This is a genomic window from Calidithermus timidus DSM 17022 (assembly GCF_000373205.1).
Lineage (GTDB): Bacteria > Deinococcota > Deinococci > Deinococcales > Thermaceae > Calidithermus > Calidithermus timidus.
In genome coordinates this window covers 36,695-59,538 of sequence record NZ_KB890698.1, presented here as the reverse complement: position 1 = coordinate 59,538, position 22,844 = coordinate 36,695, and the positions used below count along the sequence as shown (strand labels likewise).

Below are 22,844 nucleotides of genomic sequence, written 5' to 3'. Positions count from 1 at the left end.
TTCGCTACATACAAAGCACCTCCGGTCAAGGTTTCCTGTGGAGTTCCCCATGCCCGATTCCCAGCACCCCAACCCCCAGCTCGAGCGCTCCCACTGGCGCGACCTCGGCGGGACCTGGCGTTTCGCCTTCGACAACGAGGTCCGCTTCACCCGCCCTGAGGAGGTCGAGTTCGACCGCGAAATCCTGGTCCCCTACGCCCCCGAGAGCCCGCGCAGCGGGATCGGGGACCAGGGCTACCACCGCGCGGTGTGGTACCACACCGCCGTGCGTCTCACCCCGCAGGAGCTCGAGGCCGGGCGCCTGCTGCTGCACTTCGGCGCCGTGGACTACCGCGCCACGGTGTGGGCCAACGGCGCCCGCGTCGCCGAGCACACCGGCGGCCACACCCCCTTCTGCGCCGACGTCACCGACGCGCTGGGGGGCGGCGACGTGCTCGAGGTCGTCGTGCGGGCCGAGGACGACCCCCACGACCTTGCCAAGCCGCGCGGCAAGCAGGACTGGCAGCGCGAGCCCCACTCTATTTGGTACCCTCGCACCACCGGCATCTGGCAGCCGGTGTGGCTCGAGGCCGTCCCCGCCACCCGCATCGCCAAGCTGCGCTGGACCCCCGACGTGCCCGGTTGGAGCCTCGGCCTGGAAGCCCGGCTCGCCGGCCCCTTCCTGCCGGGCCTCAGCCTGCGGGTGCGGCTGCGGGCGGGCGGCGAGGTGCTGGCCGAGGACCGCTACGCCCTGAGCGGCCCCCGCCTCGCGCGCACCCTCGCCCTCCCCGACCCCGGCATCGACGACCTACGCGACGGGCTGCTGTGGAGCCCCGAGCACCCCCAGCTCATCGACGCCGAGCTCGAGCTCCTCCAGGGCGAGACCGTGCTCGACCGGGTGTCCAGCTACACCGCGCTGCGCTCGGTGCGGCTGGAGGGGCGGCGCTTCCTGCTCAACGAGCGCCCCTACTACCTGCGCATGGTGCTCGACCAGGGCTACTGGCCCGAGGGGCTCATGACCGCCAGCGACGAGGAGCTGCGCCGTGACGTCGAGCTCACCCGCCGGCTAGGCTTCAACGGCGCGCGCAAGCACCAGAAGCTCGAAAACCCCCGCTGGCTCTACTGGTGCGACCGCATCGGGCTGCTGGTGTGGGACGAGATGCCCAGCGCCTACACCTTCACCCCCGAGGCCTTAGGGCGCCTCACCCAGGAGTGGCTCGAGGCCATCGAGCGCGACTGCTCCCACCCCTGCGTGGTGGGCTGGGTGCCCTTCAACGAGTCGTGGGGTGTGCCCGACCTGCCCACCCACGCCGCCCAGCGCGACTTCGTGAAGGGCCTCTACCACCTCACCCGCGCCCAGGACCCCACCCGGCTCGTCAGCGCCAACGACGGCTGGGAGCAGCCGGCGGGCGACGTCTTCGCCATCCACGACTACACCTCCGACCCCGAGGTGATCCTGCGGCGCTACGCCGACCTCGAGGCCCTTACGAAGACCGCCGAGACCTTCCGCCCCGGCGGGCGCCGCCTGGCGCTGGAGGGCTTCGAGTGGCAGGAGAAGCCGGCCCTGCTCACCGAGTTCGGCGGCATCGCCTTCTCACAGGGCGACGGCTGGGGCTACAGCCGCGCCCAGAGCGCGGAGGGCTTCCTCGAGCACTACAGCGCGCTGCTCGAGGCCGTGCACCGCAGCGAGGGGCTGGCCGGCTTCTGCTACACTCAGCTCACCGACACCTTCCAGGAGAAGAACGGTCTGCTCTACGCCGACCGCACCCCCAAAGCCGACCTCGACCGGCTGTGCCGCGCCACCCGCGGGCCCGCGCAGCCCTACGACGAAGCCAACCCGCTGGGCTATTCCCGGCGCTGGCTGGACAAACAACGCAAGGCCGCCGTTTCGGTGTAAGGAGGCAAGATGAACAGGAAAGGCAAGATCGGTTTGGCGCTCCTGCTGGGCGCCCTAGGCACGGGCGGGTTCATCCTCGCGCAAACGCAGTCGAGCTATACCGGCCCCAAGGTCGAGATCACCTACCTCCACGGCTTCACCGGCCCCGACCGCCCGGTGATGGAGGACCTGGTCAAGCGCTTCAACGAGACCCACCCCAATATCGTGGTCAAGGCCACCGCCCAGCCCTGGGGCACCACCTGGAACCAGCTCGAGCCCCTCGTCGCCTCGGGCCGCGCCCCCGACGTGGTGGTGGTCAACGAGGACCAGATCACCCGCTTCATCGCCCGTGGCGCGCTCACGCCCATCACCCCGCAGATGTACCGCAGCGCGAACATCGACACCAACCGCTTCTTCAAGCCCCTCTTCGAGACCGCCAGCTACAAGGGCCAGAGCTACGGCGTGCCCATCTCGGCGGTGGCCTACGTGATGTTCTACAACAAGGCCCTCATGCAGAAGATGGGCGTGAGCAAGGTGCCCACCAACCGCGCCGAGCTGCTCACCGCCGCCCGCGCCTGCACCACCGACAAGGAAGGCCGCAAGCCCGGCCAGGCCGGCTTCGACGCCAAGAACCTCGAGACCTGGGGCATCAGCCTCTACAACAACTGGGTGGGCGCCCGCATGGCCTACTCGGCCATCCTGCAAAACGGCGGCAGCCTCGTCGACAAGGACCTCAACGCCAACTTCAACACCCCTGAGGCCGTTGAGGCGGTGCAGTTCCTGGTAGACCTCGTGCAGAAGGAGAACGTGGCCCGCCCCAACTCCACCGAAGAGGCCGAGCTCGCCGCCTTCAGCCAGGGCAAGGTCTGCTTCTTCCCTTCGGGCCAGTGGTACCTCGACCGCTTCGAGAAGACCCCCAACTTCTCCTTCGGCGTGGCCTTCCCCCCGCGCATCGGCAACAAGCAGGACGCCACCTGGGGCGGCTCGAGCCACCTCACCCTCCCGGTGCAGCGCCAGGGCTACGACCCCAACAAGCGCGCCGCGGCCATGGAGTTCATCAACTGGATGTCGGCCGCCCCGCAGAACCTGGTCTGGACCTCGACGGGCAGCCTGCCCACCGTGCGGGCCGTGGCTCAGGACAAGAAGTTCGAGACCCAGCCCATCTCCGGCATCTTCGACAAACTCGACAGCATCTACGCCACCAGCGGCTTCCCCTGGGGCGGCCAGGTGCTCGGGCCCTTCGACGGCGCGTGGGAGCGGGCCTACCTGGGCAAGCAGCCCGTCAAGCAGGCCCTCGACCAGGGCGTGGACGAGGCCAACAAGCAAATCGCCCAGGCCCGCCCCAACTTCCGCTAACCCCCCTCGCTTTGGGCCTCCACCGACCTCCTCCTGGTGGAGGCCCACCCCTCAAGGGAGCGTCTGGTGCCTCGAGCCCCGGCTCCCGGCTCAACCCCGGAGGTGCGAATGACCCGCGCGTCTGACTGGAGCCCACGGCGCGGAAGGCTCTTTGCCCTCAACGACTCCAACCCTTTAGTCCCTTACCTCTACCTGCTGCCCCATGCGGCCTTCTTCCTCGTCTTCACCGTCTACCCGGTGGGCTACGGCTTGTGGGTGAGCTTCCACCGCTGGGACCTGCTGAGCGACCAGCAGGAGTTCGTGGGCCTCACCTTCTACCGCAACCTCTTCGACCCTTCCACCCCGCAGTCGCAGTTCTTCTGGAAGAGCCTGATCAACACCACCCTCTTCACGCTCATCAGCACGCCGCTGCTGGTGGGCGCGGCGCTGGGGCTGGCGGTGCTGCTGTACCGGCCCATCTTCGGGCGGGCAGTCTTCCGGGCCATCTTCTTCATGCCCGGCATCCTCTCGGTCTCGGTGATGGGCATCCTCTGGCGCTGGATGTTCGACAACCAGAGCGGCTTGGTCAACGTCATCCGCCAAGAGTTCTGGGGGTTGCCCGTAATCCAGTTCCTCACCACCGAGGGCTGGGCCTGGGTGCCCATCATCGTGGGCACGGTGTGGTGGACGGTGGGCTTCAACATGACGCTCTACCTCGCGGCGCTCGGCGGCATCAGCCACAGCGTCTACGAGGCCGCCGACATCGACGGCGCAGGCCCGTGGGCCAAGTTTCGCCACATCACGGTGCCGCTGTTGGCCCCTACCACCCTCTTCATCACCGTGACCACGGTGCTGGCCTCCTTCCAGCTCTTCGGGCAGTCGCAGGTCATCACCAACGGCGGCCCGGCTCGCAGCACCCAGAGCGTGATCATGTACATCACCGAGGAGGCTTTCGGCAACTACCAGCTCTCCAGCGCCTCGGCCATGGCCTTCGTCTTCGGCGCGCTGATGCTGGTGTTCACGGTGATCCAGTTCCGGCTGATGGTCAAGGACCTCAACACCTCGAGGGAGCGCTGACATGGTGAGCTCCGGCCGATACTCCCGCTCCACCCCCCGCTGGCGCCGCGTCCGCGACCTGCCGCGCTTCATCGTGCTGGCAGTGCTGGCGGTCATCTTCCTGGCCCCGCTTTACTGGATGCTCTCGACGTCGTTCAAGCCCGAGGCCGAGACCATCTCCATCCCCGTGCAGTGGATCCCCAAGAACCCCACCCTCGAGAACTACAACGAGATCATCAACTCGCCCGACGGCAAGCTCCTGCGCTGGACCTGGAACTCGCTGTTCACGGCCTTCGCCTTCACCTTCGTCCACGTCACCCTGTGCGTGCTGGCGGCCTACCCCCTGTCGCGCATGCGCTTCAAAGGCCGCGAGATCTGGTTCTGGTTCATCCTCTCGAGCATGATGGTGCCTGGCATCGTAACGCTGATCCCCACCTACATCATGATGCTGCAGTTCAACTGGATCGACACCTACCACGCCCTGATCTGGCCGGGGGTGGCCGGGGGCTTCGGGGTGTTCTTGCTACGGCAGTTCTTCTCCACGCTGCCGCGCGAGCTCGAGGAGGCCGCCCGCATGGACGGGGCCAACAGCTTGCAGATCCTGCTCTTCGTGATCCTGCCGCTGTCGGTGCCGGTGCTAGTGACGCTGGGGGTGTTCAGCTTCATGGGCTCGTGGAACAACTACGTCTGGCCACTCTATGTCGCCACCTCCCCCGACATGCAGACCCTGCCCGTCGGCCTGACCTCCTTCTCCCAGCGCTACGTCACCGAATATGGCAAGCTGATGGCCGGGACCGCCCTGGCCGCTATCCCCGTGCTCGTCGCCTACCTGCTGGCCCAGCGCTACCTCGAGCAGGGCATCGCGCTCACCGGCATGAAGGAGTGAGGGGCCATCGGTGGCGGGCAAAAACGACCGAACGGCTACCGGCGCTCTGCGCCCATACGAGGAGTACCCTGAGATGTTTGCCAGACCCCGCAGCTTCCTGGCCTGCCTGGCCGTGCTGACCCTGCTTATGAGCGCCTCGAGCCAATCCCCCAAGACCTTCGTCAACCCCCTCCTCCCCAGCGGCCCCGACCCCTTCATCACCTTCTTCGGCGGCAACTACTACCTCACCTACACCACCGGCGTCGACGTCCGTATCCGCAAGGCCCGGAGCTTAGCTACGTTGGGCCAGGCACCCGAGCAGGTCGTGTGGGCCGACTTTGAGCCCGAGCGCTGCTGCCACGTGTGGGCCCCCGAGTTCCACCGGCTCAAGAACCTCCAGGGCCAGTACCGCTGGTACCTCTACTACACCGCCGGGCCCTCGGAGTGCTGTGCCCAGCAGCGCATGCACGTGCTCGAGTCGGCTGCCGACGACCCCATGGGTCCCTACAGCTACAAAGCCCGCCTCTTCGACGCGCAGAACGACTTCTGGGCCATCGACCCCACCGTGCTCGAGAACGGCGGAAAGCTCTACGTGATCTACAGCGGCACCCCCTTCGACCTGATGCCCGGCGAGAAGCCGCAGAACCTCTACATCGCCCCCCTCTCCAACCCCTGGACCCTCTCCGGGCCCCGTGTCGAGATCTCCATCCCCGACCAGCCCTGGGAGATCTACGGCGCGGCGGTCAACGAGGGCCCGGCCGTCGTCAAGCGCAACAACAAGATCTACCTGGCCTACTCGGGCTCGGGCTGCTGGACCGACAACTACGCGGTGGGGGTGCTGGTGGCCTCGCAAAGTGCCGACCTGCTCCAGCCGAAGTCCTGGCAGAAGATGCCCAGGCCCTTCCTCACCCGCAACGACCGGGGCCAGGTCTTCGGCCCTGGCCACAACAGCTTTTTCAAGTCCCCCGACGGCAAGGAGGACTGGATCATGTACCACGCCAACCCCGGCCCCGACTTAGGCTGCAAAGACCAGCGCAGCCCCCGCGCGCAGAAGATCACCTGGGGCCCCGACGGCCTGCCCCGGGTGGCACCCCCCAGCGTCGGCCCCAGCCCCCTGCCCTCGGGCGACTCCGGCCGGTGAGGGGCCCCTCAGTCTCGACCAAAAGCTCGACTACTGGGCCCGGCCCACAGCGGCGAACGCTTCTAGCTGTACTACGCTGTACTACGGTGACAAAGGTCACGCCTCACGCGGGGAGGAGTGGTAGGCGATAAACTTTGAGCCGTCAGCGGTCAGCTTTCTGTCCTCAGCGATAGGCCTGTGGCTCTTGGTGAACCCCACCCTCTCCGGCGTCGAAGGTCGAGAGCGCTTGGCGTACGATGCAAGACGTACGCCCCTTTAGCGCAACAGCCGCACCGCGTCCAGGATGGCCTTGGTTTCGATCTCACCCCGGCCCATCTCGGTCTGGCACTCCCGCAGGTACTCCTCGAGCACCACCTCCCCGATGCCCTCCAGCGCCCCGCGGATCCCGGAGAGCAGGGTCAGCACCTCGTGGCAGGACCGCTCTTCCTCGACCATGCGCTGCAAGCCGCGCACCTGGCCCTCGAGGCGGCGCAGGCGATGGAGGATCTTCTGGCGCTCAACACTGGGCTGGCTCATGGATGACTCCTCAAAGCGCTCTATACCGCAGCCCCCACGCCCGCCGCCTTGAGGGTGGCCTCGAGGAAGACCCGCTCGGGCTGACCGCCCAGCACGCGCTGCTGGGTGAGGCCTTGAATGATGGTGTCGGGCACGCCGGAAATCTTGTAGCGGCTGGAGAGCAGCGGGAACTCGCTGGCTTCGATCCCCTCAGCCACGATGTTGGGGTTGTGGTAGGCGAACTTGAAGGCCGCCATCACCGCGCGGGGGCAGTAGGGGCAGGTGGGGGTCACGAAGCTCTGCATCCGCACCGGCTCGGTGACCTTCGCCAGCTCCTGCCGGGCGGCCTCGGGGAGCTTGCTCTCACCCGTGCCCAGCATCAAAAGGGTCTCGAGCAGCGTGGAAAACTCGTACCCGCTGGGGATGCCCACGAAGCGGATGTTGCTCCGCTGCGAACCCGCCTCGCGCAGCAGGGTGGTGGGGGCGTGGGTCAGGCCCAGAGCCTGGGCCTCGGGATCGCTGAGGGGTTTTTCGATCACCGCGATCTTGTCGCTCAAGCTGGCGATCTCCTTCAGCAGCTCCACGGTTTCCTGCTGCAAGCCAGGCTCATCCTGACCGGGCAGCACCAGCGCGCTCTTGGTGAAGACTACCAGCTCGATAGGCTGGGTGATGGGTTGTAGAATCTCCTTGACCTGCGCCTGGATCTTTTCATCTAAAAGGCTCATCCTGTCTCCTATTCCCCTCTAGGGTCGGTATACCCCCTGGGGCTATTTTACAGTATATCCCCTATGGGTAGGAGGTTCCAGTCAGGAGGCACAATGTTCTTCCGGCGGGTTTCGCCAAGGCTCAGAGCGTCTTAAAGCTCTCGAAGGGCTCCCGGCAGGCGTTGCAGACGTAAATGCTCTTGCACAGCGTGGGACCGAAGGTGTTCTTCACCGTCGTGTCGAGTGAGCCACAGCGCGGGCAGCGTACGGGCTCGAGTTCGAGCTCGATCAGCCCCATCTTGCCCGTTGGGCGCGGTGGGGCGATGCCGTAGCGCTCGAGCTTGGCCCTGGCCTCCGGGGCGATGCAGTCGGTGGACCAAGGTGGGAAGAGCACGGTCCTGACCTCTACTTCGGCGAAGCCCAGCCCCCGCACGGCCTGCTCGAGGCCCTCCCGGATCACGTGCAGTGCCGGGCAACCCGAGAAGGTGGGGGTCATGATCACGACCGCCTTCCCCCCTTCCACCCGCACGTCCCGCACGATCCCCATCTCCACCACGTTGACGACGGGGATCTCGGGGTCGGGCAGCTGTGCGAGGGCCTGCCAGACTTGATCGGCGCTGGGAAGAGGGGTCATGGGAACCTCGAGGGGACGGGGGAAGAGGGTGAAAAGGCTAAAAGGGGAAAAGGGAAAGAGCCGGGCGATTGCTTTGGCTTCGCGCTTTTCACCTTTTTCTCCCCCCTCACCACACCTTCGCTTCCGCGTCCCAGCGAGCGGTGGACTGCATCTCGGCCAGCAGCGACCAAAGGTGCTCGGTGTGCATCTGGCGCGAGGTGGGCTGGTAGCCGGGCTGCAGGGGGAGCTTCAGGCCCGAACCCTGGAGGTGCTGGGTGGTGCTAGCGAGCCAAGCCTCCTTGATCCCGGCGAGGTCGGGCACGATGCCCTCCCCCACCAGTACCCCTTCGCCCTCCAGCGGCACGAAGAGTTGCTGGGCATAGCCCCACTGCGCATCCAAAGCCGCCTGCATGCGCCGGTTCGACTCCTCGGTGCCCAGTCCCAGCCGCTCGACCCAGGCCCGGGTGTGCTGCAAGTGGAAACGCTCCTCGCGCAGGGCCTTGGCCGCCACCTCGGCCAGGGGTTGGTAGGTGCTGTCCTTCGCCGCCGAGAGCCACAGCGTCTCGTAGGCGTCAAAGAGGTACTGCCTGAGCAAGGTGAAGGCCCAGTCCCCCTTGGGCAATTCCACCAGTTCGCAGTTGTGAAACTCCGTGGCCTCGCGGAAGAAGGCCAGCCGGTCGGGGTCCGAGCCGTCGAGGGCCGAGCGCAGGCCGTACCACAGCGCAGCGTGTCCCAACTCGTCCTGGGCGATGTTGGCCAGGGCAATGTCCTCCTCGAGGATGGGCCCGTGTCCCACCCACTCGCTATTGCGGTGAGCCAGGATCAGTTCGTCATCGGCCAGGGCGGTGAGCTTGGCAATGAGGGCCTGTTTTAGCTGCTCATTCATCGTCATCCCCCTGCGTGCGCTTGTGCTTGCCAGGGTGCGCCCCCACCAGCCCGTAGTACGACTGCTGCTTGTAGGTCTTGTCCTTGGCCGGGGCGAACCAGCTCTCGACGGTTTCGGGGCTGTCCTCGCTCTTGGTCACGCTCGAGGCGGGCACCACCCACCACGCCATGGCAGGGGCGTCGGTAAAGCGCTCCATGGCCAGCTTTAGCGCCTCCTCGGGGGAGGTGGCCTCGAGCTCGCCCACGTAATCCACGAAGGTCATCGAGCGTTTGTGGGAGGTCTTACGGAAGACGTAGTAGGTCGAGGGTTTAGGGTCGGAGGTCGAAGGTTTCAGCTCCTGACCCTCGGCGAGTTCCTCCTTCGTCACCGAGAAGATCGCCGAGGCGGGTGCGACCCACATGCTCACCGCCTGGGGCCGGCGGGCGAAGACGTTGCGCGCGGTGAGCAGGGCGTGAAAGGGGTCGGCGGCGTGCACCGAGCCCACCGCCTGGTGGGGCTTGGAAGGGGTGTCCTGCTTGAAGACTTCCCAGCGGGGCCACTGCGTGTCCATAAAACCCCTTAAACCGCGACCGCGGTTTGCTGCTTCCTCGCCGCGTAGGCCGCCAGCGCCTCGCGCACCCAGGCCCCCTCGTCGTGGGCACGGCGCCGGGCCTCGAGGCGCTGCTTGTTCATGGGGCCGTTGCCATTCACCACCGCCCAGAACTCGTCCCAGTTGATGGGGCCGTGAATCCAGTTGCCCGTGGCCTCGTCGTAGCGCAACTCGGGGTCGGGGAGGGTGAGGCCGGCCTCGAGGATCTCGGGCGCGTGCTCGTTGATGAACTCCTGCCGCACCTGGTCGTTGGTCTTGGTCTTGATGCCCCAGCGCACCAGCGTGGGGGTGTTGGGCGAGTCGGAGTCGTGGGGGCCCAGCATCATCAGGGCCGGCCACCACCAGCGGTTGATGGCGTCCTGGGCCATGGCGCGCTGCTTGGGCGTGCCCTTGGCGTAGAGGATCACCATCTCCTTGCCCTGCTTGTGGTGGAAGGTCTCCTCGGCGCAGATGCGCACCATCGCGCGGCTATAAGGCCCGTAAGAGCACTGGGCCAGCATGGTCTGGTTCTTGATGGCCGCCCCGTCCACCAGCCAGCCGATGGTGCCGATGTCGGCCCAGGTGAGGGTGGGGTAGTTGAAGATGGAGGAGTACTTGGCCTTGCCCGAGAGCAGCGCCTCGAGCATCTCCTCCCGCGTGACGCCTAGCGTCTCGGCGGCGTGGTAGAGGTACTGCCCGTGCCCGGCCTCGTCCTGCACCTTGGCGATGAGGATCATCTTGCGCTTGAGGCTGGGCGCCCGGGTGATCCAGGCCCCTTCCGGCAGCATCCCCACCACCTCGCTGTGGGCGTGCTGCGAGATCATGCGCACGAGCTGGCGGCGGTACTCCTCGGGCATCCAGTCGCCCGGCTCGATCTTCTCCCCGCGGGCGATGCGGGCCTCAAACTCGGCTAAGCGCTCGCCATAATCGGGGTCCGTGGGTTTTCCGAACTTTCCAGGCATGGGCCTACCTCCCAAACTAACGCTCGTTAGGTTAAGAGTATAGGGGGCAAAGGCCCCGCGATCAAGAATCCGGTCCCGTGCGATTTGGACTCGAGTTCAAGAATCAGTTGCCAGCCACGCCTGCGTCGGCGTAAATCTCTTCCAGGCTCAGCTTCAAGCCCAGGCAGGGCAGCTCGAGTTCTCCGCTTCCTTCCAGCGTTTCATAGCGCCAGGTCTCGTCCTCGAGCCTCCGATATATCTCCACCAGCTTCCGGTCGTACGAGACGAGGATATAGGCTTTTAGGCTAGGAATTTTGCGGTAATTGTGTAGCTTCTCCCCCCGGTCAATGTCTGCGGTGCTTTCCGACAGCACCTCCACGATGAAGCAAGGGAGGCGTTTGTAGTGTGAGCCGTCGTTGCTCTCCTCGCAGGTCACGAACACGTCAGGGTAATAGGTGGGGCCGTGCGGGGTTTGCAGCAGCATGTTCTCCATATATACAAAACAACCCGAAGCCCTAGCCGCAGCTCTAACCTGGGTAGCGATGTTCAAGCTGATCGTGGCGTGGTAATCCGTACCGCCCGCCATTGCAAACAAGTAGCCGTCCACGAACTCGTGCCGTACCGGGGAGCGGGCCTCGAGTTCCAGATACCCCTCGAAGGTGGTTTTTCCCACGGGCTCAGGGCGGGGCATGGCCTTAGTATAGCCGCCGTACGCTCCCAGAGCGGCTCGAGCAGAACCTTCCCGGCACCCCTTAGACGAAGTGGAGCGCCGCCTAGAGCCATATGCCGCGGGAGCAAATCCGCTGGAGGGCAGTTAGGCCCCCAGGGCCTGCTTCAGCTCCATCAGCACGGCCCGCAACTCCCGCACCTCGGCCTCGAGCGCCTCCACCCTGGCCTCGAGCTCGCTCCTCTCCTCCACCCGCACCACCGGGGTGGGGGTTCCCGAGAGCAGGTGGGCGTAGCGGGGCTCGCGCTCGCCGCTCTGGCGCTCGAGGCGGGTCACTAAGGGGTTGGGGGTGAGGTTCATCAGCAAGCGGAGGACCTCCTCGACCTCCTGGGTCGAGGCGAACTTGTGCATGGACTCGCTGCGCGCCCTGAGTTCGCCCACCGTCTGGGGGCCGCGCAACATCAGCACCGCCAGCACCGCCAGGGCGGGGGGCTCGAGCTTGAACTCGCGGTCGAGAAACTGGCGGTACTTGGGGGCGCGGGCGCCGTACTCCTTGACCAAGGCAGCCAAGCGCTTGATCTGCAGGGTATCGAGGGCTTCTTGTACCTCGGCTTCGCTGAGGCTGGTGACGGGGTTGCGGCCTTGCTTCTGGTTGGCGCCCAGCCGCACGGCGTTGAGGGTCATGGGGTAGTACTCAGGGGTGGCGAGTTGCTTCTCGATGAGCGTTCCCAGGATGCGCACCTCGGTTTCGTTGAGGAGTTCCACGGCCGGATTGTATCGCAGGGGCGACGGCGACGGGCTTGCGTGCTGCGAAGCCTGCGGGGCGATGAACCGAGTACATAGCCCGGCCGGCGGGTCGTTTGTGGCAGCTCGAGTGGGGCAAGCTGTCTAGAATTTGCCCATCGCCGCAAGCCCTAGGAGGTCGCATGTCGGTTCAAAAGCTCATCGATACGGTTCAGGAAGCCGCCCGAACCTCACAAAGCATCAACGTCTACGTCGTCGGCTCAATGGGTAAGGACTACCGCTCAGGCTTTCTCACCCTTTACCGGGGGGAGCTGGTCCAGTTCGCCCTGCACGACAAAGGGGGCCGGGCCGCCTTGGCGTACCTGCCCAACTACGAGATCAAGGAGGTCATGACCTCGCCGGTGCAGGGCACCCCTGGCCGCGACGTCGACGTGCCCAGCGTGAAGGAACTGCTCGAGGCCATCGCTAAGTCGCGCTGGGTGCACAACCCTTAACCTGCAACGGCGAAGCCTGAGCTGCCGAGGGCGGGCCGAGGCTCGAGGTAGCGCCAGGGGCCTGGCGGTCTATCGGGGCTGCCCCTATGGGGCCCAATTGCCTTGGGGATCGGGGTTCTCTAGCTGCCACCGGCGCTTGTCTAAAGCGGCTTGGGGTGCTAAACTTGGCTTTAGCGGTTCTCCCTGGTCATTCGGGGTGGGTTTCGGGCCCACCCCTTCTTCTTGGGGGAAGTGGAATCTCAGGTCCATAGCCATCGGAGAAAGGAGGGGTCTCCAAACTGAGCGCACAGGTCTTGAGGCTCGGATTGGGGGTTTGAACCGTGGATTGGCAGCAACTGGCCCAAGAGGTGTTGGAGCGCCTGGGATATGATGTGCTGGAGGCCAGCCTCAAGTCGGCAGGCCGGAGTCGGGTGTTTTTGGTGCGCCTCGAGCGCAAGGACGAGCGCCCGGTGAGCGTGGCCGACCTCGAGCGCGCCAGCCACGTCCTGAGCGACGAACTTGACCGCCGGGAGCTGATCGAGGGAGCCTATCGCCTGGAGGTCGAGTCTCCCGGCCCCGAGCGCCCTCTCTTCACCGCCCGCCACTTCGAGCGCTTCATGGGGCTCAAGGTCAGGGTCAAAAGCCAGCAGGGCAACTTCACCGCCCGCATCCAGGGGGTTCGGCAGGGCCGGGTGGACTTCGCCCTCGACTCCGGCGAGGTCAGAAGCCTCGAGCTCGGCAGCTTCAAGGCCAATCTGGCCGAGTGGCCGGATACACCGAGGTGATGAAGTCGTACGGCGTAGGACACAGGACTAAAGCAAGGAGGCACAGTGAACCGAGAATTCGTAGAAGCCCTAACCCAGGTAGCGGTCGAGCGCGGCGTGAGCGTCGACGAGCTGATCGCGGCCTTCGAGTATGCCCTGCGGCAGGCTTACCTGCGTCAGCGGGGCTACAAGCCAAAAGACGTGGAGGAGGGCCTAGGCCCCGTAGTGGAGGTGAACCTCGACCCCCAGAGCGGGGAGTTGGAGGTGCTCGAGATCCGCACGGTGGTGGAGAAGGTGGAAAACCCCGATCGTGAGATCTCTCTCGCCGACGCCCTCACCTACGATCCCGAGGTGCAGGTGGGCGAGGAGATGGAGTTTCCCGTCGACCGTGAGGAGTTCACCCGCATCGCCGTGCTGGCCGCCAAGCAGGTGCTGACCCAGCGCCTTAAGGAAGCCGAGCGCAACCGGGTTCACGAGGAGTACAAGGACAAGGAGGGTGAGGTCATCACCGGAACCGTGGCTCGGGTGGATAACCGGGGCAGCGTGTACGTGGACTTAGGCCGTGGCGAGGCCCTGATGCCCATCAAGGAGCAGATCCCCACCGAGCGCTACCATCCGGGCAATCGGATCAAGGTCTACCTCAAGCAGGTGCAGCGCAGCTCCAAGGGGGCCAGCCTGATCGTCAGCCGGGCCAGCGAGGAGTTGCTGCGCTACCTGCTGCGCCAGGAGGTGCCCGAGATCGCCGAGGGCATCGTGGAGGTCAAGGCCATCGCCCGCGAGCCCGGAAGCCGCTCCAAGGTGGCCGTGATGAGCCACAATCCCAACGTAGACCCCATCGGGGCCTGCATCGGGCACAAGGGCCAGCGCATCCAGGCCGTGAGCTCGGAGCTGGGCCGCGAGCGGGTGGACATCATCCAGTGGTCGCCCAACGTGCGCGAGTTCATCCGCAACGCCCTCTCCCCCGCCCAGGTAGGCAACATCGAGGTGGACCTCGAGGGCAAGCGGGCGCGGGTGGTGGTCTCGAAGGACCAGCACTCCCTGGCCATCGGCAAGGCCGGGCAGAACGTGCGCCTGGCCAGCAAGCTCACCGGCTTCGAGATCGACTTCGAAGAGGCCGAGGAGGTCACCGACCTCGACGCGGCCATGCTGCGCGCGAGCGAGAAGGAAGGGAAAGAGCGCGTCAGCCAGGAGGCCAAGAGCCGCTTCGAGAGCCTATTCGCCGACTCGGACGAGTAAAATGCCCAGCGCCAAACGCCGAATGCCGGAAGTTATAGGGGTGTACGTCCTACGACATACGCCAGGTGGTTTCTGGCGCTTGGCGTTTGGCAGCTTTTAGATCGACGGGGTGCAGCATGAAACCCAAGCATATCCCCGAGCGCATGTGCGTAGCCTGCCGTAGGCGCAGGCCCAAGCGGGAGCTGCTTCGCATCGTGCTCACTGCCGAAGGCCCGGTGATCGATCCTACTGGCAAGAAGCCCGGGCGCGGCGCTTACGTGTGTCCCGACCAAGCCGAGTGTTGGGCCGAGAAAAAGCTGCGGCGCTTCGCCGGAGCCAAGGCCGCTGCGCTCTCCCAGGCGCTTTTAGCGCTGCTGGGCCCCGCCGCATCCGAGAAAACCTCGAGCTAAGCACCCTTGTTGGAGGTGTCAATGGCCAAAGTACGCATTTACCAACTCGCCAAAGAGTTGGGCATGAGCAACGAGGAACTGTTGGAAATTCTCGACAGCATGGGGGTGGAGTATAAGTCCCACGCCTCGACCCTCGAGGACGAGACCGCCGCGGCGGTCAAGGAACTCATCGGTGAGCAGCGCCTCGCCGAGGAAGCCAGAAAAGCCGAGGAAGCCAGGAAGGCCATCCCCCACCGCGCACCGGTGGTGGTGATCATGGGCCACGTGGACCACGGCAAAACCAGCCTGCTCGACTACCTGCGCAAAAGCCGCATCGCCGAGAAGGAAGCGGGCGGCATCACCCAGCACGTGGGGGCCTTCGAGGTCAAGACCAAGGGGGGGACCGTGGTCTTCATCGACACCCCCGGCCACGAGGCCTTCACCAGCATCCGCGAGCGCGGGGCCAGGGTAGCCGACATCGCCGTCATCGTGGTGGCCGCCGACGACGGGGTGATGCCCCAGACCCGCGAGGCCATCGCCCACGCCAAAGCCGCCGGGGCCAAGCTCATCTTCGCGGCCAACAAGATGGACCTGCCCCAGGCCAGCCTCGATAAGGTCTACCAGGGCCTGATGAAGGAGGGCATCGTGCCCGTGGCCTACGGCGGCGACGCCGAGGTGTTGCCCATCTCGGCCAAGACCGGGCAGGGTGTGCAGGATCTGCTGGAGACCATCCTCATCACCGCCGAGCTCGAGGACCTACGGGCCGATCCCAACGCCGAAGCGGCGGGGGTGGTGCTCGAGTCGCGCATCGATAAGCAGGCCGGGGTGCTCGCCAGCCTGCTGGTGCAGCAGGGCACCCTCAAGGTGGGCGACTACGTGGTGGCCGGGGAGCACTGGGGCAAGATCCGGGCCATGACCGACTCCGAAGGGGTGCGGCGCAACCAGACCGGCCCCTCCACCGCCGTGCAGGTGTTGGGCTTCTCCGAACCGCCCTCGGCGGGGACTGCCTTCGAGTGGGTGCCCGACCAGGTCGCCGCCAAAGAGATCACCGAGGAGCGGCGGCTGGAGCGCGAAGCCCGCGCCGCCGCCCCCGAGGTGGGTCGCCCGCGCAACATCGCCGACCTGCTGCGCCAGATGCAGGGCAGCGAGCAGAAGGAGATCAACCTCATCCTGCGCGCCGACACCCAGGGCTCGCTCGAGGCCATCCAGCAGATCCTCTCCCGTGAGCAGAGCGAAGAGGTGAAGATCAACCTGCTGCTCGCGGCGGTGGGAGCTCCCTCCGAATCGGACGTGCTGCTGGCCTCGACCGCCCACGGCGCGATCCTCTCCTTCGGCGTGACCCCGGCGGGCTCGGTGAAGAAGATGGCCGAGCAGAAGGGTGTACCGCTGCAGAGCTTCCGTATCATCTACGAGCTTATCGATGAGGTGCGCAAGATGGTGCGGGGGCAGAGAGAGCCGGTATACAAGGAGGAAATCCTGGGTCAGGCCGAGGTTCGCGCGGTGTTCAAGCTCTCCAGCGGGGTGGTGGCGGGCTGCATGGTCACCAGCGGCAAGATCACCCGCAACGCCGACATAAGGGTGTTGCGCAAGAAGCAGGAGATCTGGAAGGGCAAGATCCACAGCCTCAAGCGCCTCAAGGACGACGTACGCGAGGTGGCGCAGGGCTTCGAGTGCGGCATCTTGCTGGAAGGCTTCAGCGACTTCCAGGAAGGCGACGTGCTCGAGGCCAGCCAGCAGGTCGAGGTAGTGCAGGAGTGAGGCTCGCGCGAGGCGCGGTCAACGCAGGGATTCGGTAAGATTGACGAGCATGGGCAGGAGCTGGATCAGCTGGGTGGTCCTGGGGGTTCTCCTCCTGGGCCCTGACCCCCTGATCCTGCTCACGCCTCCCACCAAGGCCATCCAGGTGGGCTGGTCGAGCAACCCTGGCCCGCAATTCCAGGAGAAGACCAGCCCTCAAGGCTGGCTGGGCTGGCTGCCTTTCGTGCTGAGCCGTGGTGAGGGCTTCCGGCTGGCCCGGCTGTACCCGGGTTCCCCCCGGCCACGCCCCTCCCGCCCCCGCGCTCGAGGACGGCTGTTCCTGCTCTACAGGCGCTTGCAGCTCGAGGGCTGCCAAAGCCAGGTCCCCGGCATTCAGGAAGCCCTCGTCAGACACCCGACCCAATTCGCGTCACCGACGCTCTTAAAGGAGTACTGAAGCATGCGACCCCAACCCATGCGGCCCGGCTACAGGCCGCGCAACCCCACCCCGCAGGCCAACCCCCTGTGGACCGGAATGTTTTTGCTGCTGGTGCTGATCGCCGCTGTCATCGGCATCTGGAAACCCTGGGTTCCCGCCAGTGAGCCCCGCATCAATCTGGGCCTCGACCTCCAGGGCGGTCTGCGCATCACCCTCAAGACCGAGACCCCCAATCCCACCAAGGAAGATCTCGACACCGCCCGCACCGTGCTGGAGAACCGCGTCAACGCGCTGGGCGTGGCCGAGCCGCTGGTGGCGGTGCAGGGCAACGACCGCGTGGTGCTCGAGCTGCCCGGTCTCAAGCAGAGCGACCAGGAGAAGGCCATCCGGCTCATCGGCCAGACCGCCAAGCTCGAGTTCCGCCTCGTCAACCAGGGCGCCAGCGGCACCACCGTAGCCGAGATCAACGAGCAGCTCCGCAACAACCCCAGCCTCAAGCGCGAGGAGCTGGAGAAGAACCTCATCAAGCTCAGCGACCTCGGCCCAGCGCTGCTTTCGGGCTCCGACCTCGCCAGTGCCCGCGCCAGCTTCGAGCCCGGCTCAGGCCGACCGGTGGTCGAACTCTCCTTCAAGCCCGAAGGAGCCAGCAAATTCGCCGACATCACCCGCCAGAACGTAGGGCGGCGGCTGGCCATCGTGCTCGACGACAAGGTCTACACCGCACCCAACATCAACCAGGCCATCACCGGCGGCAACGCCGTCATCACCGGGCTCTCCGGGCTCGAGGAGGCCTCCGACATCGCGCTGGTGCTGCGCTCGGGCGCACTGCCGGTCAAGCTCAACATCGCCGAGACCCGCGCCATCGGGCCCACGCTGGGCCAGGACGCCATCGCCTCGGGCATCCGCGCGGCCATCGTAGGCACGGTGCTCATCTTCGTGCTGCTGTTTGCCTACTACGGCCTGTGGATGGGTTTGGTGGCCGCGCTGGGCCTGCTCTACACCTCCTTGCTGATCCTGGCCATCTTCACCAGCCTGGGCGTGACCCTCACCCTGCCGGGCATCGCCGCGCTGATCATGACGCTGGGCGCCGCCGTGGACGGCAACGTGCTCTCCTTCGAGCGCATCAAGGAGGAGCTGAAGAGCGGTAAGCGCTTCCGCCAGGCCATTCCGGGGGGCTTCTCGCACTCCATCGTCACCATCCTCGACGTCAACATCTGCCACCTGCTGGCGGCAGCGGCGCTCTACCAGTACTCCACCGGCCCCGTCAAAGGCTTCGCGGTCTCGCTGGCGGTGGGGGTGGTGGCCTCGGTGTTCTCCAACCTGGTCTTCGGTCGCTTCTTGCTCGAGCGCATCGCCGCCATCCGCGAGGTGCGCCCTCCGTACTGGCTGTGGGGCACCAAGATCGACTTCATGAAACCCGCCCGCTACGTAACGCTGGCGAGCCTGATCCTGGCGGCGCTGGCTGGAGGGGTGGTGCTGACCAAGGGCTTCAACTTCGGCATCGACTTCACGGGGGGTACCGCCTTCACCATTCGGGTTCCCCAGAGCGTGAACTCCGAGCAGATTCGCTCCTTCCTCGACTCCACCGGCATCGCGGGGGCAGGCGGGGCCGAGGCCATCGTCACCAGCGTCTCCTCCAGCAGCGGCAAGGAGTTCTCGGTGCGGGTCAAGCAGCTCAGCGAGCAGAACCGCATCGCGCTCGAGCAGGCCTTCACCCAGAAGCTCCAGGCCCAGGTGCTCCAGTCGGAGACGGTGGGCCCGGCCATCGGCTCGGAGTTGCGCCGCAACACCATCTGGGCGGTGCTGGTGGGGCTTGGCCTGATCCTGATCTACGTGGCCATCCGCTTCGACTGGGTCTTCGGGGTGGCCAGCCTCATCGCCGTGGGCCACGACATCGCCATCGTGGCCGGGATGTACAGCCTCCTCGGGCTCGAGTTCACCATCCCCACGGTCGCGGCCTTGCTGACCATCATCGGTTTCTCGCTCAACGACTCGGTGATCATCTCCGACCGCATCCGCGAGAACCTCAAGCTCATGCGCGGGGTCAGCTACTACCAGATCGTCAACGCCTCCATCAACCAGACCCTCTCGCGCACCATCATGACCGCGCTCACCACCATGCTGCCCATCCTGGCGCTGCTCTTCCTGGGCGGTCCGGTGCTGCGCGACTTCTCGCTGGCGATCACGGTGGGCTTCGTGGTGGGCACCTACTCCTCGATCTACGTGGTCTCGGCGCTGGTGGTGTGGTACAAGAGCCGCGAGGCGGCCCGGCGCAAAACGGCTAAAGCCTAGCGTCGTCGCCGGCGGATAGCCAGGAGGCGCCGAGGGCCGGTGGCTCACGGCCATCGGTCTTCGGCGCCCGGCGTATTGCCCTTTGCATCCTGGCCCCCTTCCTCTTCACCCCTCAACGGGTATCCTCAGGTTCATGGAGGTCTTGGCCCTGGTCTATCGCAACCTGCGCGCGCGACCTGTGCGCAGCCTGCTGACGCTGCTGGGCATCGTGGTGGCGACGGCCAGCATGGTGCTGTTCATGTCCTTCGGTGAGGGTTTGCGCAGGGCGCTGGGGAGCGAGCTTGCCAGCGTGGGTCCTGCGCTTTTGGTTCTGCCCGAGGGGGTGGAAGCACTCGGCGCGGGTTACCCCGAGCTGCCGCCTGAGGTGGCGCACAAGCTCGAGGCCATCGCGCAGGAGGTGGGAATCACCAAGATCATTCCCATTACGGTCTTCGTACGCGGCGGCTTTGACCCCACCAGCAGCTTCGCCTTTCAGGGCCTGCCCCAGGGGGTCAGCCCCAAAGACATCTACCCCAACCTGAAAGTCGCTAAGGGCGTGTTGCTGCCGGGGGCCAGGGGAGCGGTGGTGGGCGGGACCATCGCCCAGCGCAACAACCTCAGCCTGGGCAAGACGCTGCGCCTCTCACCGCAGGTCTCGCTCGAGGTGGTGGGGGTACTCGAGCGAACCGGAGGTATCGCCGACAGCGTCATCTACGTGCCCGTCGAGGCCGTTCGCGCGGTGCTGGGCACGAAGAACTACACCTCCATCCTGCTCTCCATCCGCGACGACCGGCGCGCCGAAGCGGTCGCCAGGGCCATCGAAGCCCGCATTCCGGGCATCGACGTCCAGACCTCGGGCGACGTGCTGCGCTTCGCCGAGCGGGCGGTGCGCATCAGCGACCTGGTGCGCTTCGGCATCAGCCTGGTGGCCCTCACTGTGGGGGGGCTGCTGGTGGCCAACACGGTGATGATGTCGGTCTACGAGCGCATCCGCGAGTTCGGGCTGATGCGGGCCATCGGGGCCAGGCAGGGCTTCGTCTTCGGGCTGGTGCTGCTGGAAGCCTTGCTGCTGGGGCTGGGCGGGGGCCTGTTGGGGCTAGCGCTGGGGCAGTTAGCCTCCTTCGCCGTCAACTGGTACACCGTGAGGGAGGTGGGGCTGGCCCTTTCCGCGGTCACGCCACGCCTGGCCCTCTTCGCTTTGCTGGTGGCGCTGGCGCTGGGTCTGCTGGCCGGGGCGCTACCCGCCCGCACCGCCAGCCGGATTCCGGTGGTCGAGGCCTTGGGCAGGGTATAGGGAGATCGCCGTGCTCGAGGCCATCCACTTGACCAAGCGCTTTCACCAGGGCGACATCGACGTGACCGCCATAGACCGCTTCAGCTACCGCTTTAACGCAGGCGTCACCGCCATCGTGGGGCCTTCGGGCTCGGGCAAGACCACCTTGCTCAACCTGCTGGCTGGCTTCGACACCCCCACCGAGGGCGAGGTGCGGGTGCAGGAGGGAGAGAAGGCCGTGGTGTTGTCGCGGCTGGATGAGGGCTCGAGGGCCGGGCTGCGCCTGCGGCTGATGGGCTTCGTGTTCCAGCAGTGGAACCTCATCCCCACCCTCACCGCGCTCGAGAACGTGGCCTTCCCCATGCTGCTGGCCGGGCACGGGCGTAAAGAGCGTCAGGAGCGTGCCGCCTTCCTGCTGGCGCAGGTGGGGCTGGAAAAGCGCCTCAAGCACCTGCCCCACCGGCTGTCGGGAGGCGAGCAGCAACGCGTAGCCATCGCCCGCGCGCTGGCCTTAGACCCCCCCATCCTCTTCGCCGACGAACCCACCGGCAACCTCGACTCGGCCTCGGGGGAGCGGGTGATGGAGCTGATCTACTCTCAAGCCCGCAAGGGGCGCACCATCATCGTGGTGACCCACAACCTCGAGCTCGCCCGCCGGGCCGACCGCATCCTGCGCCTGCGCGATGGCCGGCTGCTGGAAGAGGTGGTTCAGTAGAAATTAGCCGTCGGTACTTGGGTCAGCGATACCTCGCCGTATCCCGCAGGTGCCCCTCGAAGGTGGTGTTGACGAACAGGCGGCCTTGGGCGTGGAGGAAGTAGAGGTACTTCCGACCCCGCTCGTCGGTGCGCCGGGGGTTGAGGACGGCCTCGAGCGCGTCGAGACCGGGATTGCCGATGGCGGTGGGCGGCAGGCCGCGGCGGGCGTAGGTGTTGTAGGGGGTGTCCGCGGCGAAGTCGCCCGCGCTGCGGTCGAGCTCGGGTAAGCGCTTGCCCAGGCCGTAGGCCACGGTGGGGTCGGCCTGCAGGGGCATGCCGACGTCGAGGCGGTTGAGGAAGATTCCGGCGATGATGGGCCGCTCGCCAGCGTCAGCCGCCTCGGCCTGCACGATGGAAGCCAGTGTCACCCAGTCCTGGACGGAGAGGCCGAGCGCTCGGAGCTTCTCCAGCCGCTCGGGGGTGAACTCCTGGGCCATGCGCCGGGTCATGGCCTGTACGATCTCCTCGGGGCGGGCGTCGAGGGCGAAGGTGTAGGTGGCGGGGAAAAGGAAGCCCTCCAGGGTAGGCCCCTTGGCCTCGGGGGGACGCAAGCTGGCCGGGGGGTTCTGCACGAGCTCGAGGAAGCCCGGTCCATCGAGGTTGTTCTCGGAGAGGCGCTCGGCCATGTCCACCGCGCGCCAGCCCTCGGGGAAGGTGATGCTCACGCTCAAGGGGCGCGACTTGTCGGTGAGGGAGAGGGCGATGGCGCGCAGGCCTCGGCCCTCGAGGCGGTAGAAGCCGGGCTTGAGGTCCTTGTCGCGGCCCGAGAAGCGCAGGTAGAGCGCGAAGACCCCCGACGAGCGGATCAGTCCGGCCCGCTCGAGGATCTCTCCCACGGCAGCGGCCCCAACACCCCTGGGGATGCGCACCTGGGCGCTTTTGCCGGTGGGGCCGAAGAGGTAGAGGATGTAACCCAGCAACCCCACCAGCAGCACGAACATCGCCAGCACCAGCCGCAACAGCCAGGGGGTGCTGCGCGGGCGCGGCTCGAGGGGCGGGGCGGGCAATTCCCAGGCGGGGGTGCGCTCAGGGGCCCCGGTCTCGGAGGGGTTGGAAGGGGGTTGATTCTCGTTCATGCGGGCTTGCTCGATAGGTACGACTCCAGTAGGGCGATGGCGGCGGCCTCGTCGAGCTTGCCCTTTTCCTGGCGTATCCGCCTGGGAGCACTCCGCAAGCGGCTCTGCCCCAGCTTGGTGGTGAAGCGCTCGTCGAGCAACTCGACCACGAAACCCGCTTTGCGCAAGGCTTCTACCAGCCCCATCACCCGCTCGGCCTGGGCGCTCATCCCACCGTCGCTGCGCAGCGGCAGCCCCACCACGAAGCGCTCGAGGCCCTCGCGCCGAGCGAACTGCCGCAGGGCCTCGAGGTCGGCCTCCAGGCCTGCGCGCACCAAATAGCCCCGCCCGAAGGCCCAGCTCGATCCGGTTTCGCCCACGGCTAGGCCAATTCGGGCCTCTCCCACGTCCAGTGCGCCTACCCTCACGCGCCCCATTAAGTCACCTCGAGCCGGATGGTGCATGAGAGCAGGGCTCCTGACACGACTCGAGTGTTGTCCAGGGCGCAAATCTGCCCCTCTTGAACACCGGGCTGCGGGCTGTTGTGAAAAATACCCACCGGGTTGCAGGGGGGTTGGTATAGGCTTTGGGAGTAGCTGTAC

Annotated in this window: 24 protein-coding genes; 14 read left to right on the top strand and 10 right to left on the bottom strand. The window is 66.3% G+C overall.

Going from position 1 to position 22,844, the window contains the following annotated elements; genetic code table 11:
• The first annotated feature begins 49 nt into the window (after positions 1-49).
• The 5 genes from B047_RS0110740 to B047_RS16695 all read left to right on the top strand — a co-directional run bounded on the left by B047_RS0110740 (position 50) and on the right by B047_RS16695 (position 6,252).
• Positions 50-1,876, top strand: coding sequence for a glycoside hydrolase family 2 protein (locus tag B047_RS0110740; protein WP_040779772.1), 1,827 nt, complete (start codon positions 50-52; stop codon positions 1,874-1,876).
• A gap of 9 nt (positions 1,877-1,885) precedes the next feature.
• Entirely contained in the window at positions 1,886-3,211 is a 1,326-nt protein-coding gene (locus B047_RS0110735) for an ABC transporter substrate-binding protein (protein WP_018466969.1), read from the top strand.
• A 108-nt stretch (positions 3,212-3,319) separates the two neighbouring features.
• A complete protein-coding gene (locus B047_RS0110730) occupies positions 3,320-4,267 on the top strand; it encodes a carbohydrate ABC transporter permease (protein WP_018466968.1) in 948 nt (315 codons plus the stop codon).
• A gap of 1 nt (position 4,268) precedes the next feature.
• On the top strand, positions 4,269-5,132 hold the full coding sequence (locus tag B047_RS0110725) for a carbohydrate ABC transporter permease (RefSeq protein WP_018466967.1): 864 nt from the start codon (positions 4,269-4,271) through the stop codon (positions 5,130-5,132).
• 73 nt (positions 5,133-5,205) lie between these two features.
• Positions 5,206-6,252, top strand: a complete 1,047-nt coding sequence (locus tag B047_RS16695) for a glycoside hydrolase family 43 protein (protein WP_018466966.1) — start codon at positions 5,206-5,208, stop codon at positions 6,250-6,252.
• Positions 6,253-6,507: 255 nt separating this feature from the next.
• On the opposite strand, the gene B047_RS0110715 is transcribed toward B047_RS16695, so the two are convergent.
• From B047_RS0110715 to B047_RS0110680, 8 genes are all read right to left on the bottom strand, one after another.
• On the bottom strand, positions 6,508-6,768 hold the full coding sequence (locus B047_RS0110715) for a metal-sensitive transcriptional regulator (RefSeq protein ID WP_018466965.1): 261 nt from the start codon (positions 6,766-6,768) through the stop codon (positions 6,508-6,510).
• Positions 6,769-6,788: 20 nt separating this feature from the next.
• Complete coding sequence (gene pdo, locus B047_RS0110710; RefSeq protein ID WP_018466964.1) at positions 6,789-7,472, bottom strand: protein disulfide oxidoreductase; 684 nt, start codon at positions 7,470-7,472, stop codon at positions 6,789-6,791.
• A gap of 121 nt (positions 7,473-7,593) precedes the next feature.
• A complete protein-coding gene (paaD, locus tag B047_RS0110705) occupies positions 7,594-8,085 on the bottom strand; it encodes a 1,2-phenylacetyl-CoA epoxidase subunit PaaD (RefSeq protein WP_018466963.1) in 492 nt (163 codons plus the stop codon).
• Between the two features lie 106 nt (positions 8,086-8,191).
• On the bottom strand, positions 8,192-8,950 hold the full coding sequence (gene paaC / locus B047_RS0110700) for a 1,2-phenylacetyl-CoA epoxidase subunit PaaC (protein WP_018466962.1): 759 nt from the start codon (positions 8,948-8,950) through the stop codon (positions 8,192-8,194).
• A complete protein-coding gene (locus B047_RS0110695; RefSeq protein ID WP_018466961.1) occupies positions 8,943-9,500 on the bottom strand; it encodes a phenylacetic acid degradation protein in 558 nt (185 codons plus the stop codon). Before B047_RS0110695 ends, paaC begins: the two co-directional genes overlap by 8 nt.
• Positions 9,501-9,508: 8 nt before the next feature.
• On the bottom strand, positions 9,509-10,480 hold the full coding sequence (gene paaA, locus B047_RS0110690; RefSeq protein WP_018466960.1) for a 1,2-phenylacetyl-CoA epoxidase subunit PaaA: 972 nt from the start codon (positions 10,478-10,480) through the stop codon (positions 9,509-9,511).
• Between the two features lie 103 nt (positions 10,481-10,583).
• Positions 10,584-11,150: a Uma2 family endonuclease gene (locus B047_RS0110685; RefSeq protein ID WP_018466959.1), complete on the bottom strand. Its 567-nt coding sequence runs from the start codon at positions 11,148-11,150 to the stop codon at positions 10,584-10,586.
• 123 nt (positions 11,151-11,273) lie between these two features.
• Positions 11,274-11,891 (bottom strand): YceH family protein, encoded by a 618-nt coding sequence (locus B047_RS0110680; RefSeq protein ID WP_018466958.1) that lies wholly within the window; start codon positions 11,889-11,891, stop codon positions 11,274-11,276.
• Between the two features lie 161 nt (positions 11,892-12,052).
• On the opposite strand from B047_RS0110680, the gene B047_RS0110675 reads away from it, so the two are divergent.
• The 9 genes from B047_RS0110675 (at position 12,053) to B047_RS0110635 (ending at position 21,146) form a co-directional block, all read left to right on the top strand.
• Positions 12,053-12,364 carry a hypothetical protein gene (locus B047_RS0110675; protein WP_018466957.1) on the top strand — a complete coding sequence of 104 codons (312 nt, stop codon included), beginning with the start codon at positions 12,053-12,055 and terminating at the stop codon, positions 12,362-12,364.
• 320 nt (positions 12,365-12,684) lie between these two features.
• Positions 12,685-13,128 carry a ribosome maturation factor RimP gene (rimP, locus tag B047_RS0110670; RefSeq protein ID WP_018466956.1) on the top strand — a complete coding sequence of 148 codons (444 nt, stop codon included), beginning with the start codon at positions 12,685-12,687 and terminating at the stop codon, positions 13,126-13,128.
• 45 nt (positions 13,129-13,173) lie between these two features.
• The gene (gene nusA / locus B047_RS0110665; protein ID WP_018466955.1) at positions 13,174-14,343 is read left to right on the top strand and encodes a transcription termination factor NusA; all 1,170 of its coding nucleotides are present in this window, start codon (positions 13,174-13,176) and stop codon (positions 14,341-14,343) included.
• A 116-nt stretch (positions 14,344-14,459) separates the two neighbouring features.
• Complete coding sequence (locus B047_RS0110660; protein WP_018466954.1) at positions 14,460-14,732, top strand: YlxR family protein; 273 nt, start codon at positions 14,460-14,462, stop codon at positions 14,730-14,732.
• A gap of 21 nt (positions 14,733-14,753) precedes the next feature.
• On the top strand, positions 14,754-16,469 hold the full coding sequence (gene infB / locus B047_RS0110655; protein ID WP_018466953.1) for a translation initiation factor IF-2: 1,716 nt from the start codon (positions 14,754-14,756) through the stop codon (positions 16,467-16,469).
• 49 nt (positions 16,470-16,518) lie between these two features.
• Complete coding sequence (locus B047_RS0110650; protein WP_018466952.1) at positions 16,519-16,905, top strand: hypothetical protein; 387 nt, start codon at positions 16,519-16,521, stop codon at positions 16,903-16,905.
• An 18-nt stretch (positions 16,906-16,923) separates the two neighbouring features.
• A complete protein-coding gene (secD, locus tag B047_RS0110645) occupies positions 16,924-19,179 on the top strand; it encodes a protein translocase subunit SecD (protein WP_018466951.1) in 2,256 nt (751 codons plus the stop codon).
• Positions 19,180-19,312: 133 nt separating this feature from the next.
• Entirely contained in the window at positions 19,313-20,452 is a 1,140-nt protein-coding gene (locus B047_RS0110640; protein WP_018466950.1) for an ABC transporter permease, read from the top strand.
• A 10-nt stretch (positions 20,453-20,462) separates the two neighbouring features.
• Positions 20,463-21,146, top strand: a complete 684-nt coding sequence (locus B047_RS0110635; protein WP_018466949.1) for an ABC transporter ATP-binding protein — start codon at positions 20,463-20,465, stop codon at positions 21,144-21,146.
• 22 nt (positions 21,147-21,168) lie between these two features.
• Here B047_RS0110635 and mltG read toward each other — a convergent pair whose 3' ends face one another.
• Together mltG and ruvX are read right to left on the bottom strand one after the other, a co-directional pair.
• Positions 21,169-22,263: an endolytic transglycosylase MltG gene (mltG, locus tag B047_RS0110630; protein WP_018466948.1), complete on the bottom strand. Its 1,095-nt coding sequence runs from the start codon at positions 22,261-22,263 to the stop codon at positions 21,169-21,171.
• Complete coding sequence (gene ruvX / locus B047_RS0110625) at positions 22,260-22,670, bottom strand: Holliday junction resolvase RuvX (protein WP_026234811.1); 411 nt, start codon at positions 22,668-22,670, stop codon at positions 22,260-22,262. Before ruvX ends, mltG begins: the two co-directional genes overlap by 4 nt.
• Positions 22,671-22,844 lie beyond the last annotated feature (174 nt).